This window comes from Frigidibacter sp. MR17.24 (assembly GCF_037095655.1).
Taxonomy (GTDB): Bacteria; Pseudomonadota; Alphaproteobacteria; order Rhodobacterales; family Rhodobacteraceae; genus Frigidibacter.
Map to the genome: position 1 here is coordinate 250,852 of NZ_JBAWKE010000003.1, position 16,560 is coordinate 267,411.

Annotated in this window: 13 protein-coding genes; all 13 read right to left on the bottom strand. The window is 70.8% G+C overall.

What is annotated here, in order from left to right:
- Nucleotides 1-52: 52 nt before the first annotated feature.
- The 13 genes from V8J39_RS13430 to V8J39_RS13490 all read right to left on the bottom strand — a co-directional run bounded on the left by V8J39_RS13430 (nt 53) and on the right by V8J39_RS13490 (nt 16,528).
- Entirely contained in the window at nt 53-1,501 is a 1,449-nt protein-coding gene (locus V8J39_RS13430) for an amidohydrolase family protein (RefSeq protein ID WP_336461430.1), read from the bottom strand.
- 1 nt (nt 1,502) lies between these two features.
- Nucleotides 1,503-2,210, bottom strand: a complete 708-nt coding sequence (locus V8J39_RS13435; protein WP_336461431.1) for a GntR family transcriptional regulator — start codon at nt 2,208-2,210, stop codon at nt 1,503-1,505.
- Nucleotides 2,204-3,712: an amidohydrolase family protein gene (locus tag V8J39_RS13440; RefSeq protein ID WP_336461432.1), complete on the bottom strand. Its 1,509-nt coding sequence runs from the start codon at nt 3,710-3,712 to the stop codon at nt 2,204-2,206. Before V8J39_RS13440 ends, V8J39_RS13435 begins: the two co-directional genes overlap by 7 nt.
- Nucleotides 3,709-4,530 carry an ABC transporter permease gene (locus V8J39_RS13445; protein WP_336461433.1) on the bottom strand — a complete coding sequence of 274 codons (822 nt, stop codon included), beginning with the start codon at nt 4,528-4,530 and terminating at the stop codon, nt 3,709-3,711. The genes V8J39_RS13440 and V8J39_RS13445 overlap by 4 nt, the downstream gene beginning before the upstream one ends.
- Nucleotides 4,527-5,390, bottom strand: a complete 864-nt coding sequence (locus V8J39_RS13450; RefSeq protein WP_336461434.1) for an ABC transporter permease — start codon at nt 5,388-5,390, stop codon at nt 4,527-4,529. Before V8J39_RS13450 ends, V8J39_RS13445 begins: the two co-directional genes overlap by 4 nt.
- On the bottom strand, nt 5,387-6,502 hold the full coding sequence (locus V8J39_RS13455; RefSeq protein ID WP_336461435.1) for an ABC transporter ATP-binding protein: 1,116 nt from the start codon (nt 6,500-6,502) through the stop codon (nt 5,387-5,389). The genes V8J39_RS13450 and V8J39_RS13455 overlap by 4 nt, the downstream gene beginning before the upstream one ends.
- 82 nt (nt 6,503-6,584) lie before the next feature.
- Nucleotides 6,585-7,502, bottom strand: coding sequence for an N-carbamoyl-D-amino-acid hydrolase (locus V8J39_RS13460; RefSeq protein ID WP_336461436.1), 918 nt, complete (start codon nt 7,500-7,502; stop codon nt 6,585-6,587).
- A complete protein-coding gene (locus V8J39_RS13465) occupies nt 7,499-9,274 on the bottom strand; it encodes a hydantoinase B/oxoprolinase family protein (protein ID WP_336461437.1) in 1,776 nt (591 codons plus the stop codon). The genes V8J39_RS13460 and V8J39_RS13465 overlap by 4 nt, the downstream gene beginning before the upstream one ends.
- Before the next feature lie 3 nt (nt 9,275-9,277).
- Entirely contained in the window at nt 9,278-11,389 is a 2,112-nt protein-coding gene (locus V8J39_RS13470) for a hydantoinase/oxoprolinase family protein (RefSeq protein ID WP_336461438.1), read from the bottom strand.
- A 27-nt stretch (nt 11,390-11,416) separates the two neighbouring features.
- Nucleotides 11,417-13,066, bottom strand: a complete 1,650-nt coding sequence (locus V8J39_RS13475; protein ID WP_336461439.1) for an ABC transporter ATP-binding protein — start codon at nt 13,064-13,066, stop codon at nt 11,417-11,419.
- Nucleotides 13,066-13,950, bottom strand: coding sequence for an ABC transporter permease (locus V8J39_RS13480; RefSeq protein WP_336461440.1), 885 nt, complete (start codon nt 13,948-13,950; stop codon nt 13,066-13,068). The genes V8J39_RS13475 and V8J39_RS13480 overlap by 1 nt, the downstream gene beginning before the upstream one ends.
- 57 nt (nt 13,951-14,007) lie before the next feature.
- Nucleotides 14,008-14,949, bottom strand: coding sequence for an ABC transporter permease (locus tag V8J39_RS13485; protein WP_336461441.1), 942 nt, complete (start codon nt 14,947-14,949; stop codon nt 14,008-14,010).
- 4 nt (nt 14,950-14,953) lie between these two features.
- Nucleotides 14,954-16,528, bottom strand: coding sequence for an ABC transporter substrate-binding protein (locus V8J39_RS13490; protein ID WP_336461442.1), 1,575 nt, complete (start codon nt 16,526-16,528; stop codon nt 14,954-14,956).
- Nucleotides 16,529-16,560 lie beyond the last annotated feature (32 nt).

A 16,560-nucleotide genomic window follows, 5' to 3' on the forward strand; every position in this document is an offset into this window, starting at 1 on the left:
ATCCCGCCCAGACGCCGCGTTCGGAAGCGGACCTGTCGCACGCCGAAGACGCCTAGAACGCCCGCGGCATCAGCGTGTCGACGTCGCGCCCGGCCCAGTCGTATTTCGCGACCTGCGCGACCGAGGCCCGTTGCGCCGCCTCGAGCCGGCCGAGCGCGTCCTCGAGGTCGAAGGCAAGGCCGCGGCCAGCGCGCACCACCTGCCGGCCATCGACCCAGACGTCGCGGATCGCGCGCTCGCCCGCGCTGAAGATCAGGCTGCGCACGGGGTCGTGCACCGGCCGCATCGACGGGTGGCGCAGGTCGACGGTGAAGAAGTCGGCCCTGGCGCCGGGCCGGATGCGGCCGATATCGTCGCGCCCCAGCGCCCGCGCCCCGCCGATCGTGGCGGCATGGATCATGGCCGAGGCTTCGGCCGCCCGGACATCCTGCCCGGCGACGCGGGCGACGTAGATGCCGGTGCGCATCTCGTCGACGAAATTGTGGGGGTAGGTGTCGGTGCCGATGCCGACCTCGACCCCGGCGCGCTGATAGCCGCCCAGGGTCTGCAGCGAGATCCCGCGCCGCGCGAAGACGGTCGGGCAATGGGCGAGGCTGGTGCCCGAGGCCGCCATCGCCGCAAGATCGCGGGTCTCGGGCCAGTCCACGCGCGGGTTGTGGTCAAGGAAGATGCCGTGGCCGACGATCGTGTCGGGCCCGAGGATCCCCATCTTCTCGAGCCAGCCGATCGGCGTGCAGCCGTGGCGGCGCACGATCTCGCGGAACTCGACGGTGCTCTGGGCGGCATGGGTCTGCAGCTTGAGCCCGCGCGCCCGCGCCTCGGCCTGCGCATCGCGGAACCGGCCCTCGGTGCAGGTGTCGATCTGGGCGGGGCAGATCATCCCCGACAACCGCCCCGAGGGATGGGCGATCGCGGCATCGACCTCGGCCAGCGCGGCGGCCATCCGGGCATCGGCCTGCGCGGCGGTGTCCCACTGGTACAGCACCTCGTGGCCGTTCTTCGTGTACCAGCGCCCGTCGCGGAACATCGGCGTCGCATAGGCGCGCAGGCCGCTGGCGGCGAGCGTGTCGATCCAGCCCTCGTGCGGGGTCGACAGGTCGCAGATCGTCGTCATGCCGCTTTGCATCAGCTCGGTCAGCGCCACCTGCGTCGCGGCGACCATCCCCTCGTGCGTGGTGTCGAACAGGAACAGGTATTCGTAAAGCGAACTGAGGCCCAGCGCGCGGCTCGCGACCTCTTCGGTCAGGCCCTTCAGCATCGTCTCGAAGCCGGGGTGGGCATGGATGTCGACGAAACCGGGCATCACCATCAGGTCGCGGCCGTCGATCTCCTGCGCGATGTCGGCAGGGGCCAGCGCGGCGGGATCGACGAAGACCCCGTCCCGGAACGCAAGATCGGCGCCGCGCCGCATCACGTGGCGGTCCGCGCCCGCGTCATGGGCCAGAAGCCAGTCGATCCCGCGGATCAGCGTTGCGCCCGGGGCGCGGTCGTCGGTCGTCATCTCAGGTCCTTTCGCGCCCGGCCAGTTCGCGGCCGAGGTAGGTGGTATAGGCTTCGACGCAGGTCAGGAATGCCTCGGTCTCGGCGCGGGCCGCGGCCTCGTCCCCCTCGGCCACCGCCTCGCCGATGCGGATGTGGAACTCGGTCAGCGTCTCGTCCCGGAACTGGCGCAGGTAGAGATCGCGATGCGCGAGCCAGAACCGCCGCGACAGCGAATAGAGCGGCAGGATCCGGGCGAGGAACGGGTTGCCCGACAGCCGCAGCAGCAGCCGGACGAAGCGGCCGTCCAGCCGCAGCAGCTCGTCGCTGCGGGCGCTGCCCGACAGCGCGCGGAAGCTGGCGACAAGGGCGCGCATCTCGCAGGCTTCCTCGGGGCTGCGCCGGCGCGCGGCGGCGGGCACCAGCACGCATTCCAGCGCGCGGCGCGCCTCGAGAACGCGGAACTGCAGCCCGAAGTCGAGGTCGCACACCTGAAGCCCGCGCCGCGCCGCGGGCACCAGAAGGCCGTCCGCGGCCAGCCGCAGCAGGGCCTCGCGCACCGGCGTGCGGCCGATGTCCAGCCGCTCGACCAGCGCGTGTTCGACGACCCGCGCGCCGGGCGCCATCTGCATCAGCACGATCAGCTCCTCGATCCGCTCGTAGGCGAGGTCGACGAGGTTGCCGTCGCGCCCGGCCCCGCGCCCCGGGGCGAGAGGGTCCGCCATCACCATGGCGCCAGCTCCGGCGGGGACAGCGCGTCGATGCCGCGACCGGCCCAGTCGCCGGGTCCGATGCGCGCCCAGACGCGTTCGGCCGCCCGCTGCAGCCCGGCGCTCGCGGCGGCGGCATCGACCTTCAGCAGCCGCCCCCCGGTCATCAGCCAGTCGCCGTCGACCATGACATGGGCAAGGTCCTCGGGCTGGGCCGAGAAGACGAGGTTGCGCAACGGGTCGCGCAGCGGCGCGAGCGAGACGCCCCGCGTGTCCCAGATCAGCAGGTCCGCCATCGCCCCCGGCGCGATGCGGCCCAGGTCGTCACGCCCGAGCACCGCCGCGGGCGCAAGGGTGCAGGCATCGAACACCTCGCGCGCCGAGGCGCGGCGGCTGTCGCGATCCGCGACCTTGCACAGGATCGAGGCGCTGCGCATCGCCTGCAGCATCGATTGCGGCGCGGTGTCCGACCCCAGGCACATGCGCACGCCCGCGTCGCGATACCGCGCGAAGCTTTCCATCATGATGCCGCGCCGGGCGAAGACCCAGGCGCAATGCGCGACCGAGGCGCCGCTGTCGGCCAGGATCGCAAGGTCGCGGCCGGGATGGTTCAGCCAGGAATTGCCGCTGGTGAAGATGGTGTGCCCCAGGATCATCCGCTCGGACAGGACGCCCTGCCGCGCGAGCCACTCGATCGGCGTGCAGCCCTCGCGCTGGACCATCTCGTGGAACTCGAACACGGCTTCGGCGGTGTGCAGCGTCACCGGCAGGCCCATCTCGCGGGCGATGGCATCGGTGCGCGCCAGCAGCTCGGGCGTGACCATGGCCACCTGCATCGGCGTGAACTGGCCGTGGATGCGGCCGCCGGCCCGGCCGTGCACGCGGGCGCAGAAGTCGCGCGCGGCCTCCAGCCCCGGCAGGCCGCCGTCGGGCTTCCAGTCGAAGCTCATCCGCCGGCCGTCGCGCGTCCGCCACTTCGCCGCGCCGTAGCCCTCGCCGATCCAGGCGCGCAGGCCCGCGCGCTCGACCGCCGCGGCGGTGTCGTCGCCACGGCCGCCGATCTCGAAGACCGTGGTGGTGCCGCTGCGGGTCAGCTCGGCCATCGAGAAGTCGATCGCCGCGCGCTCCGCCTCGGGATCGAGCGCGGCGACCAGCGCGGGCAGCAGCTCGGGCAGGCCCGAGAAGTAGAAGCCCGGCTTGCCGACATCCTCGACGAAGGACCGGTCGTAGGGGGCCGAGGCCATGTGGGCATGCATGTCGATCAGCCCCGGCGTCAGCAGACCCTCGGGGCAGTCGACGCGCTGGTCGAAATCGCCCGCCACGGTGGCGCCCGTCACCTCGGCCACGCGGTTGCCCTCGACCACGACCGAGCCGTTGCGCAGGTGGCGGTGCGCCCCGTCGCGGAACCCGATCACGTGGCCGCAGGTGATCAGGATGCGCCGCGGCGTCACGGGCAGGCCGACGGACCCGCGCCCGGACGGGCTTGCGGAAGGGCTTTCGGGCAGGCTTGTGGGCGGGCTCATGGGCGGGCTCCGGTGCGGCGCCTGGCGCGGGCCTGCAGCCAGGTCGAGGTGACGAACAGCGCGACGGAGGCCGCGATCGCCAGCACCGAGACCGCCGCCAGCGAGGGGTCGAGCGAGCTGCGCATCCCTTCCCACATCCGGAGCGGCAGCGTCACCTGGCGCGGGCCGGCCACGAAAAGCGAGATGATCAGCTCGTCGAAGGACGAGATGAAGGCGAAGAGCGCCCCGGCGAGGATGCCGGGGCGGATGATCGGCAGCGTCACCAGCCGGAACGTGTCCCAGCCGCCGGCGCCAAGGTTCATCGCCGCCATCTCGAGCCGGCGGTCCACGCCCTGCAGGGCGGCCGCGACATTGACGACGACGAAGGGCACCGCGAGCGTGGTGTGCGCGACCGCGATCGCGAGCGGCGACCCGACGAAGCCGAGCCGGGCGTAGAAGAAGTAAAGCGCGATGGCGACGATCACCCCCGGCACGATCAGCGGCGACAGGATCACCGCCAGAAGCAGCCCGCGCCCGGGGAACCGCCCGCGCACCAGCCCGAACGCCCCAGCGGTGCCCAGCACCGTCGCGGCCAGCGTCACCAGCGCGGCGATCCACAGGCTCAGCCACGCGCTCTGCCACCAGACGTCGCGCTCGAGCAGCACCCGGTACCACCTGAGGCTCCAGCCCGGCGGCGGGAACGACAGGAAGCTGCCGGCCGAGAACGAGACCGGCAGGATGATCAGCACCGGCAGGATGAGAAACAGCGCGACCAGCCCCGCGGCCAGCCACAGCAGCGCCCCCGTCCGGGGCCCGGAGAGACGGATCGCGCGGCTCATTTCCCGCCCCCTCCCAGGACGCGGTCCAGCCGGACGACCCGCGACGCGAACGCCAGGATCGCCAGCGTCATCACCAGAAGCACCGCGGCATAGGCCGCGGCGACGTCCCAGCGGTAAAGCTCGACCTCCTGCGTGATCAGCATCGAGATCGTCATGTCCGACGGCCCGCCGATCAGGGCGGGCGTGATGTAGAAGCCCAGCGACAGCACGAAGACCAGCACCGATCCCGCGACCGCGCCCGGCAGCGCCAGCGGCACGATCACGTGGCGCAGCACCGCCCAGGGACCCGCGCCCAGGTTCTCGGCCGCGGCCACCAGCCGCCCGTCGATGCCGCGCAGCGCCCCCAGCACCGGCAGGATCATGAACGGCAAAAGCACGTGCACCATCCCGACGTAGACGGCGAAGCGGGTGTTCAGCATCCGCACCGGCGTCTCGACCAGGCCCGACCACAGCAGAAGCTCGTTGAGGATGCCGCTGCGGCCCAGCAGCACCATCCAGGCATAGGAGCGGATCAGGATCGAGGTCCAGAACGGCACCAGCACGATCGCCATCAGGATCGCGGCCACGCGCGGCGGGCTGGTCGCGATGACATAGGCCAGCGGGAAGGCAATGATCAGCGTCAGCAGCGTCGTCACCGCCGCGACCTGCACCGTGTAGAGAAAGACCTTGGCCGCGACGGCCGAGCCGAGGGCGGTCGCGTAGGGCGCGAAATCCAGGGCCGGCCCGGCGCTGCGGCCCAGCATCAGGGCGACCGGGACAAGGTAGAACACGAGGATGAAGGCCGCGAGCGGCAGCAGCAGCAGCCCGCAGGACCGCGCCGGCACACCCGCCGGTGCCGGGGCATCGGCCCGCAGGGTCATTGCAGCGCCCGCCCGTCGCAAAACAGCCGCAGCCGCGACAGCGGCCAGTCCGGCGTCACGCGCGCGCCCCGCGCCACCGGGGCCGCGCCCTCGGTCTCCTGCCGCCGCGCGACCATCTCGGTGCCGTCATCAAGCGCAAGCTCGTAGCGGCGGTGATCGCCGACATAGGTCACCTCGCGCACCACCGCGATCCCGGCAGGATCGGGGTGGAAGCCCAGATGCTCGGGCCGGATCGCGACGGTCACCGGGCCGGCGGTCACGGCGCCGGGCACCGCGTCCGCCCGCACCGCCACCGTGACCGGCCCGGTCGCCATGTCGATCGTCAGCCGGCCCGCCGCGGTGCCGAGCAGGGGACGCGTGATGAAATTGGTCTCGCCCAGAAAGCCCGCGACGAACTCGGTCCGCGGCTGCTGGTACAGCACCTCCGGCGGGCCCATCTGGGCGACGGCGCCCTCCTGCATCACGACGATGCGGTCGGACATCGACATCGCCTCTTCCTGGTCGTGGGTGACGAAGACCACGGTGATCCCCAGTTCGCGCTGGATGCGCTTGATCTCGACCTGCAGGCGCCCGCGCAGGTACTTGTCGAGCGCCGAGAGCGGCTCGTCCATCAGCAGGACCGGCGGGCGGAAGACCAGCGCGCGCGCCAGCGCGACGCGCTGCTGCTGACCGCCCGAAAGCTGCGCGGGATGGCGCCGCGCCAGGTCGCCCAGGCCCACCAGCTCCAGCATCTCGCCCACGCGCCGCACCTGCGCCGCGCGGTCGATGCCGCGCATCCGCAGCGGGAAGGCCACGTTCTGCGCCACCGTCATGTGCGGAAACAGCGCATAGCTCTGGAACACCATGCCGATGCCGCGCTGCGCCGGCGCCATCGCGGTGATCTCGGTCCCGCCAAGCAGGATCCGCCCCGCCGAGGGCCGCTCGAACCCCGCGAGCATCATCAGCGTCGTGGTCTTGCCCGAGCCCGAGGGTCCGAGGAACGACAGGAACTCGCCTGCCCCGATCTCGAGCGACATCGGCCGCACGGCGTGGAAATCGCGGTAGGACTTCGCCAGCCCGTCAAGCCGCACCGCGCGGCCGAGCGGCGCGCCGGAAGTGATGTCGAATGCCATGACGCCTCCGATGGCGGGACCCCGGCGGGCGGGGCGGCACAGGTTCGCGGGCGCGGCCCCGGGCGGGCCGCGGCCCGTCGTCTCAGCGCGGCGCGGTGATGGCGCCGTAGCACTCGGGGCGGCGGTGCTTCTCGAACGAGAAGATCGTCTCGCGGTAGGGCACGGTTTCGGCCACCGGGCAGGTCGCCACGATCACCTCGTCCGCGACCGACCGCGCCTGGGCCACGATCTCGCCCGAGGGGGCGACGATCATGCTCTGCCCGAGCATGAACGAGCCATCCTCGACCCCGCATTTCGCCGCGCCCAGCACCCAGACCGAGTTCTGGTAGGCCGCGGCCTGCAGCGACAGCTGGTTGTGGAACAGCGACAGCGCGTCGACCGAGGCGTGGCCGGTGTGATCGGTGGGCGTGTTGTAGCCCACGATGATCGTGTCCGCGCCGTTCAGCCGCAGCGAGCGGTGCGTCTCGGGCCAGCGGCGGTCGTTGCAGATGCAGATGCCGAAGGTCCGCCCCATGCTGGGGAAGGTCGGGAAGCCGAGGTTGCCGGGTTCGAAATACCGCTTCTCAAGGTGCTGGAAGGTGCGCGGCTGCGGTTCGGAATGGCCCGGAAGGTGCACCTTGCGGTACTTGCCCGCGATCCGGCCCTGCCCGTCGACGAGGATCGAGGTGTTGTAGCGGTGCCTGGCGCCCGCCTCCTCGGCCAGCTCGGCATAGCCGAAGCTGAAGCCGATCCCCAGTTCGCGCCCGCGCGAGAACAGCGTCGCGACCCCGTCGTTGGGCATCTCGGCCTCGTAAAAGCTGTCAAGCTCGGCCTCGTCCTCGATCAGCCAGCGCGGGAAGAAGGTGGTCAGCGACAGTTCGGGGAACAGCACGAAGCCCGCCCCGGCCGAGGCCGCCTCCTCCATCAGCGCGATGTGGCGCTCGACGATCTGGGCGCGGCTGTCGGCGCGGTTGTTCGGGCCCATCTGCGCCACGGCGAGACGGTCGGGATGCAGGCTCATGCGCGGGTCCTCCGGGCCTGGGTTGCGGGAAGGTCGATCTCGCCCGAGGCCGAGATCACGACGCCATAATCCTCGGCCGCCGCCTCGGCGCTCAGCAGCCCGTCCAGCAGGTCCTCGCGCACCAGCGCGGGATCGCGCTCGAACGGGTCGCCATAGCCGCCGCCGGCCGGGCCGGTCGCGCGGAACACCCCGCCCTTGCCGACCCGGGTATAGGGGATCTTCGAGGGCATCGAGCGCACGGTGCCGGCGGCATCGACAAGGTCGAGCGCCGCCGTCGCGCCCTCGGTGCCGCCGTCGAAGCCCCAGGGGCGGTACTTGTGGCCGTCGCCCTCGACCGAGGCGCCGCCGGTCTCGAGGAAGGCGAATTCGCGGATCGAGCCGTAGCCGCCGCGCCACTTGCCCGCGCCGGGGCGGCCGGCGTCGTTCAGCTCGTAGCGGGTGACGCGCAGCGGCAAGTGGCTTTCGATGTCCTCGATCGGGTTGTTGCGGGTGTTGGCGTAAAGCGTGTCGACCGCGTCGAGCCCGTCCTTGCCGAAGCGCCCGCCATAGCTGCCCTCGAAGATCTCCATGTGCACCCAGTGTCCGGTGTCGCGCAGCCCCGAGAACGAGATGACCTTGAGGTTGCCGACCCCGGCCGAGACCAGCCGGGGCGCGGCCTGCGCCAGGGCCTTCATCACGGTGTTGGACAGCTGCAACCCGCCGGTGAAGCGGGCGATGACCGGCGCGGGGAAGATCGGGTTGGCAAGGCAGCCCTTCGGCGCGCGGATCGTGATCGGCCGCGTCAGCCCCGAGTTCTGCGGGATGTAGCCATAGGTGTCGCTGTCCAGAAGGATCGAGCGCACCGCGAGCCAGACCGCGATGTCGGTGGTGCCGACGAAGGGCATGTTGACGGGGCGGTCCTCGACCTGCGGCGCGGTCCCCTCGAGATCGACCATCAGCTCGTCACCGGTCACGGTCAGCGTCACCACGACCGGCAGGTCGCGGCGATGCTCGGCCGGGTCGTCGAGGAAGCCGTCGAGCATGGTCTCGGCGCGGTAGGTGCCATCGGGCAGCGCCGCGATCGCCTGGCGCATCAGGCGTTCGGAATAGTCCATCAGGTCGGCGGCGGCGGCGCGGATCGCCTCGACGCCGTAGCGCCCGATCAGCTCGGCGAAGCGGCCCGCGCCGATGCGGCAGGCCGCCACCTGCGCCTCGAGATCGCCGACCACCATGTCGGGCGCGCGCACGTTGTCGCGCAGGAACTGCCAGGCCACGTCGTTGCGCCGCCCCGCGTCATGGAACTTCAGCGCCTTCATCTGCAGCCCCTCGGCAAAGACGTCGATCGCGTCGACGATCCCGGCAGAGCCCGGCGTCAGCGCGCCCACGTCGAGGTGGTGCGCCGTGGTGCAGGAGAAGCCGACGAGCGTGCCCTCGTGGAACATCGGCACGATCACCGCGATGTCGGGCCCGTGGCTCGCGCCGCCGTAGGGGTCGTTGTGCAGGATCACGTCACCGTCGCGGATGATGTCGCCGCGCTCGGCGATCCGGGCCAGCACGTCGCGCACGTAGCCCGGGATCGGGCCGCATTGCAGCGGCGTCGACTGCGTGGTCTCGGCGATCTGCAGGCCCTCGGCATCGGTCAGCGCGGCGCCGAAATCCTCGGATTCGCGGATGATCGAGGAATAGGCCATCCGCATCAGCTTGTGGCCCATCTCGACGGCGATGTTCTGCAGCGCGCCCTGGATGACGGAGGCCATCACCGGGTCGATCTTGGTCAGGTCCTTGGGGCTCATGTCTCAGGCCTCCTCTGCTGCCCGCAGCGCGGCCGCGGTGCCGGCGAGCGCGTTGACGTGGACGATCAGGTTGCCGTTCGCCTCGACGGTGAAGCTGTCTTCGGGGCGAACGTAGGTGGTGGTGTCCTTCTGCACGATCAGCGCCGGGCCCGGCCGCCCCTCGCACAGGGGCAGGCCGCGACGCTCGTAGATCGGGGTGTCGACCGGGGTCAGAACGCCGTCGCGGCGGAAGACGACGGGCTTGGCCCCGATCCGGCAGGCATCGAAATCCGGGCCGCCGGCATGGGTCAGCCCGCGGAATTTCGGCACCAGCCCGCGGCCGATGACGCGGACGTTGACCACCTCGATCGGGTTGCCGGGGAAGCTTTTGCCGTATTCGGCCTCGTGCAGCGCCTCGAAGTCGGCGAACAGCCGCGTCACCGCCGCCGCGTCGAGGCCCGGATCAAGATCCACCCGCAGCTCGTAGCCCTGCCCTTCATAGCGCAGGTCGGCGGCATAGGCGGTGCGCGTCGCCTCGGGCGCGAAGCCGTCCCGCGCGAGGCTCGCGGCCACGAGACCGGCCATGCCGCGCACGATGCCGGCGAAGCGCGGCAGGTCGAAGGCGGTGCTTTTCTCGAAGGTGGTGCGCACCTCGTCATAGCGGATGTCGGTGGTCAGAAGGCCGATGGCCGAGTTGATGCCGGGCGCGGGCGGGATCAGGACGTCGGGGATCCCGAGGCCGTCGGCGACCTCGATCGCCTGCAGCGGCCCGCCGCCGCCGAAGGCCACCAGCGTGAACTCGCGCGGGTCGAGCCCCTTCTGCACGGTGCGGGTGCGGATCAGGTTCGCCATGTTGGCATTGACCACGGTCTGCACGCCGGCCGCCGCCTCGAGCGGGTCGAGCCCGAGTGTCTCGGCCAGCGCGCCGATCACCCGTTGCGCCGCCGCCACGTCAAGCCGCATGCCCTGGCCGAGGAAATTGTCGCTGTCCAGCCGGCCCAGCACCACGTTCGCGTCGGTGACCGTCGGGCTGGTGCCGCCGTGGCCATAGGCCGCCGGCCCGGGGCGCGCGCCGGCGCTGCGGGGCCCGACGCAGAAGGCGCCGCCCTTGTCGCGATAGGCGATCGAGCCGCCGCCGGCCCCGATCGTGTGCACGTCGATCATCGGCACCAGCACCGGGTAGCCCGCGATCTCGGTGTCGCGCGCGGTCGCCTCGGCATACTTGCCGTCGACGACGATGCCGATGTCGGCCGAGGTGCCGCCGACGTCGAAGGTGATCAGCCGGTCGCGCTTCGAGGCGGCGCCGACGAAAGCCCCGCCGATCACGCCCGCCGCCGGGCCCGACATCAGCGTCAGGACCGGGTTGTCGATGATCGTCTGCGCCGTGGCGATGCCGCCGTTCGAGGCCATGATGTGCAGGTCGCAGCCATAGCCCGCGTCCTTCAGCGCCGCCTCGAGCCGCTGGACATAGGTGCGCACCTTCGGGCCGACGAAGGCGTTCATCGCGTTGGTGGTGAAGCGCTCGAACTCGCGGAACTGCTGGGTGACCGAGGACGAGGTGGTGACGAAGGCGTCGGGGATCACCTCGCGCACGATCTCGGCCGCGCGCTCCTCGTGGGCGTTGTTGAGGAACGAGAACAGGAAGCAGATCGCGATCGAGCGGATGCCGGCGTCGCGCAGCTCCTCGGCGGCGGTGCGCACGCCCGCCTCGTCCAGCGCCTCGAGTTCCGCGCCGAAGGGCGGGACCAGTCGGCCGCCGACGGTCTTGCGGAAGCGGCGCTTGACCAGCGGGCGGCTTTGCCAGGGGATGTCCTGCGCGATCGAATAGTGCTGCGGGCGCTGGTGGCGGCCGATGTGCACGATGTCGCGGAAGCCCGCGTTGGTGATCATCCCGGCCTCGGCGCCGTCATATTCGAGGATCGCGTTCGTCGCGACCGTGGTGCCGTGGATCACCTTGTCGAGCGCCGCGCGCGGCAGGTCGATCTGCGCGCACAGCTGGTTGATCCCGTCGATGACCGCGCGCGACGGATCGTCGGGCGTCGAGGGCAGCTTGTGGATCTCGAAACGGCCGGTCTCCGTGTCCGAGAAGGCCAGGTCGGTGAAGGTGCCACCGACATCGACACCTATCTGGCGCATGTCGTTCTCCTTGTGATCATCTGGGGGTCATCCATGGGCCGGCGCGGCGGTCGCGCGCTGGGGGCGGAAATTCGCGAAATCCCAGTCGCGACCGGGCGCCGCGGCCAGCAGGTCGCGGGTATAGGGATGGTCGGGCGCCGTCAGCACCCGCGCCGCCGGGCCCTGCTCGACCACCTCGCCCGCCTTCATCACCAGGATCCTGTCGCAGATCTGGGCGGCGACGCGCAGGTCGTGGGTGATGAAGAGGATGGCGATGTCGCGCTCGTCGCGCAGCGAGGCCAGCAGGTCCAGCACCTGGCGCTGCACCGAGACGTCGAGCGCCGAGACCGCCTCGTCCGCGATCAGCACCGAGGGATCGAGCGCGAGGGCGCGCGCGATGCAGATGCGCTGGCGCTGCCCGCCCGAGAACTGGTGCGGATAGCGGTCGAGCGCATCGCGGCCAAGCCCGACCCGCTCAAGCAGGGCGCCCGCGCGGGCATGGGCGCTGGCGCGCGGGACGGCGTAGTTGATCATGCCCTCGCAGATCAGGTCGCGCACCTTCATCCGCGCGTTCAGCGAGCGGAACGGGTCCTGGAACACGACCTGCAGGTTGCGCCGGCTCTCGCGCAGCGCCCGTTCGCGCAGGCCCGAGATGTCGCGCCCCTCAAGCTCGATCCGCCCTGCCGTCGGCTGGATCAGGCGCGACAGGCAGCGCGCCATCGTGGTCTTGCCCGATCCGCTCTCGCCGACGATGCCGACGATCTCGCCCCGGTGCAGCGCGAAGCCCGAGGGCCGGAGCGCCTGCACCCTGCGGCCGCGCCCGAACATCCCGCGCGCGCCATAGGTCTTGGCGAGCGCGTCGACCTTCAGCGCCACGTCCCGGCCCACCGCGCGCGCCGGCGGCGGCACCAGGCCCGGGACCGAGGCGACGAGCATCCGCGTGTAGTCGTGCCGGGGCGCGGACAGCACCTGATCGCGCGTGCCGGTCTCGACGACGTCGCCGCGGTTCATCACGCAGATCCGGTCCGCGATCTCGGAGACGACGCCGAAATCGTGGGTGATGAACAGGACCGCGGTCCCGGTGCGCGCCTTCAACTCGTCGATCAGCGCGAGGATCTGCTTTTGCGTGGTCACGTCCAGCGCCGTCGTCGGCTCGTCCGCGATCAGCAGCCTGGGGCGCATCACCAGCGCCATGCAGATCACCACGCGCTGGCGCTGCCCGCCCGACAGCTCGTGCGAATAGCTGCGATAGATCCGCTCGGGCTCGGGCAGGTGCACCTCGGCCAGCATCTCCAGCACCCGGGCGCGGCGGCGCGCGGCATTGCGCTCGCCGTGCAGGCGCAGCACCTCCTCGACCTGGGCGCCGACCGGCTCGACCGGGTTCAGCGCGGTCATCGGCTCCTGGAACACCATCGACATCACGCCGCCGCGCATCTCGCGCAGCCGCTTAGGCGTGGCGGCGAGCACGTCCTCGCCGGCGACGCCGATCGTGCCGCCGCGGATCTCGAGCGCCTCGCGGTCGAGAAGCCCCATCACCGCGAGCGAGGTCAGCGACTTGCCCGAGCCGCTCTCGCCGACGACGCAGAGCGTCTCGCCGGCCGCGATCTCGAGCGTCAGGTCGCGCACCAGCGCCGGGCCCGCCTTCAGGCCGATGGTCAGGTCGCGGATCTGCAGGACGGGGGGTGTCGGGTCGGTCATCAGCGGCGCCTCGCCAGCCGGGGATCAAGCGCGTCGCGCAGCACGTCGCCGATCAGGTTGATGCTGAGCACCGTCAGCGCGAGGAAGATACCCGGGAAGAAGATCAGACCCGGCAGCATCTGGAAGAACTTGCGCCCGTCGGACATGATGTTGCCCCAGGACGGGACCTCGGCCGGCAGGCCCACGCCAAGGAAGCTGAGCGCGGCCTCGGTCAGGATCGCCGAGGCCAGGATGAACGAGCCCTGCACGATCAGCGGCGCCACGGTGTTGGGGATCATGTGCAGCCACAGCAGCCGCGGCAGCGGCGTCCCCATCGAGATCGCGGCCTCGACATAAGGCTCGGTCCGCGCGTTCAGGATCACCCCGCGCACGAGCCGCACGACGCGCGGAAACTCGGGGATCACGATCGCGACCAGCACGGTGCCGAGGCTCGATCCCGCGACCGCGACCAGCGCGACCGCGAGCACGATCGAAGGCACGGACATGATCCCGTCCATGATCCGCATCAGGATCGCGTCCAGCAGCCGGAAATACCCCGCGAGCAACCCGAACACGAGACCCAGCGCGATCGACAGCACCGCCGCCACCACCCCCACCACCAGCGAGGTGCGCGCGCCGTAAAGCACGCGGGTGTAGATGTCGCGCCCCAGCATGTCGGTGCCGAACCAGAACGCCGCCGAGGGCGGCTTGATCCGGGTGGTGGGCGAGATGTCGAGCGGCGAATGGCTGCTCAGCAGCGGCGCGAAGACCGCGGCCGCCACCATCAGCCCCAGCACCGTCGCGGCAAGCGTCACCGTCCAGTTGCCGGCGGCACGCCGCAGCAGGCTGGCGGGGACCGCGTGCACCGGCAGCGCGGGGGCAAGGGACCTTGCGGGCGGCATCATCGGCCGGGCACCGGGTGGCGGGGGGATGACGGGTTTGCGCGCATGACGGGCCCTCGCTCAGTACCGGATCCGGGGATCGAGCAGCGTGTAGCTGAGGTCGATCACCAGGTTCAGCAGGATGTAGACGCAAGAAAACAGCAGGATCAGCGCCTGGATCAGCGGGTAGTCGCGCGCGAGCACGCTCTCGACCACCAGCCGCCCGACGCCCGGGATGTTGAACACGCTCTCGGCGACGACGACGCCCGAGATCAGGAAGGCCGCGCCCAGCCCGATCACGGTCACGATCGGCACGGCGGCGTTGCGCAGCGCATGGCGCAGGAACACCGTGGTCTCGCCCGCGCCCTTTGCCCGCGCGGTGCGGATGAAATCCTCGTTCAGGATCTCGAGGATCGAGCTGCGGCAGATCCGGGCGATCAGCGCGACATAGATCGTCGACAGCGACAGCGCCGGCAGCGCGATGTGGCGGGCGAAGGCCCAGAAGCCCTCGGACAGGCCGGCATAGCCCTGGATCGGGAACCAGCCGGCCTTGATCGACAGCAGCCAGACCAGCGTGTAGCCGGTGACGAAGACCGGCGCCGAAAAGCCCAGCACCGCAAGCGCCATGATCGCGCGGTCAAGCGAGGTGCCCCGCGCCCAGGCGGCCAGCAGCCCCATCGGGATCGCGACCAGCACCGAGAAGGTCATCGTCGTCACCGCCAGCGCCAGCGTCGGGCCGACGCGCCCGCCGATCATCTCGGTCACCGGCACCGCGGAATGCAGCGAAACGCCAAGGTCGCCGCGCAGGATGTGGCTCAGCCACAGCAGGAACTGCGCCACCAGCGGCTGGTCCAGCCCCATGTGGCTGCGCATCGCGGCGATCTGCTCGGCCGTCGCGGAATCCCCGGCCATGATGATGGCCGGGTCGCCCGGCGACAGCCGCAGCAGCAGGAAGGCCAGCACGGCCACCACCCCCGAGACGGGGATGATGGACAGGGTCCGTTTCAGGACATAGCCCCACATGGGATCACTCGCCGTCCTTGGAGATGTTCCAGAACAGGTTCGCCGGCGCCTCGATCGCGCCCGTGACCCCCTTGCCAAGCCCGGTGACACGCCGATAGCCGCCGAGCGGCGCGAAGACGCCGTTCTCGTAGCTCAGCGTCTGGATCCGGCTCGCGATCCGCAGCCGCTCCTCCTCGGACGCGGCCGACAGGAAGGCGGTGCGCAGCTCCTCGATCTCGGGGACCTTCACCCAGCCGGCATAGCCATCCTCGCCCGAGGCCGAGACCATGTAGCTGCGGATCGGGTCCGAGATCTCGGTCTTGTGCCACGAGGTCACGAAGATCGACCAGCCGCCGTCCGCGACCGGGCCCTTGTTTGCGCGGCGCGACAGCATCGTCATGAAGTCCATCGACTGCATCTCGACCGTGAAGCCCGCGGCGCGCAGCTGCTCGGCCATGACCAGCGGCACGCTGTCGAAGGCCGAGATGTCGGTGACGTGGAACAGCATGACCGGCGCGCCGTCATAGCCGGCCTCGGCCAGCAGCGCCTTGGCCTTGTCGATGTCGCTTTCGACGACCATGTCGGCCATCTCGTCCGAGGCATAGGGCAGATCGCAGCCGAAGGCCGCCCCGCAGATCTCGTAGAACGACGGATCGCCGAACTGGGCCTGCATCGCGTCGGCCTGGCCGATGGCGTAAAGCGCGGCCTCGCGCACCAGCTTGTTGTCGAAGGGCGGCTGCAGCGCGTTCAGGCGGTAGCCGATCTGGTAGCCGATCGAATCGAGCGTGACCCTGGTGATGTCCTCGTTGCCCTCGAGCATCGGCATCAGGTCGAAGGGCACGGTCTGCAGATAGTCGATCTCGCCGCTGGTTAGCGCATTCAGCGAGGTCAGCTGGTCGGCCATCTCGATGCGCTCGATCTCGTCGACCTTCGCGACCTTGCCGCCGGCGAACCAGCTCGGCGGTTCGTCGCGCGGCACATAGGCCTCGTTCTTGCGATAGAACGCGTGCACGCCGGGCTCGAAGCGGTCGGCCTCGAAGACGAACGGGCCAGAGCCGGTGTAATCGGTGATCGGCTCGGACAGCGGGGCCTTGGCGACGCGCTCGGGCATGATGAACAGCGGCACGCCCGAGGGCTTGGCGAAGGCGTCGAGGATGATCGAGGTCGGCGTCGACAGGGTGACGCGGAAGCTCTTGTCGTCGATGGCCTCGATCCGCTCGGTCACCGTCATCAGCGCCTTGCCCATCGTGTCGCGCTGCGACCAGCGGTCGATCGAGGCGATGCAGTCGGCGCTGGTCACCGGCGCGCCATCGCTGAAGGCCAGGCCGTCCCGCAGGGTGAAGGTGTAGACCTTGCCGTCCTCGGACACGTCCCAGTCCGCCATCTGCGGCTGCACGACCTGCTCGGCATCAAGCCCGAGCAGCGTGTCATAGATCAGGTAGCCGTGATCGCGGGTCTGGTGCGAGGCGCTGACGATCGGGTCGAGCGCCGAGAGGCGGCTTTCCATCACCACCTTCAACGTCTGCGCCGAGAGCGAGAGCGGCAGCATCGCCAGGACGGCGGCGGTGCCGAGCAGGCGGGCAAATCCAAGTGTCTTCATCGGTTCCGGTCCTGTTGGAGGGGCCATCTGCG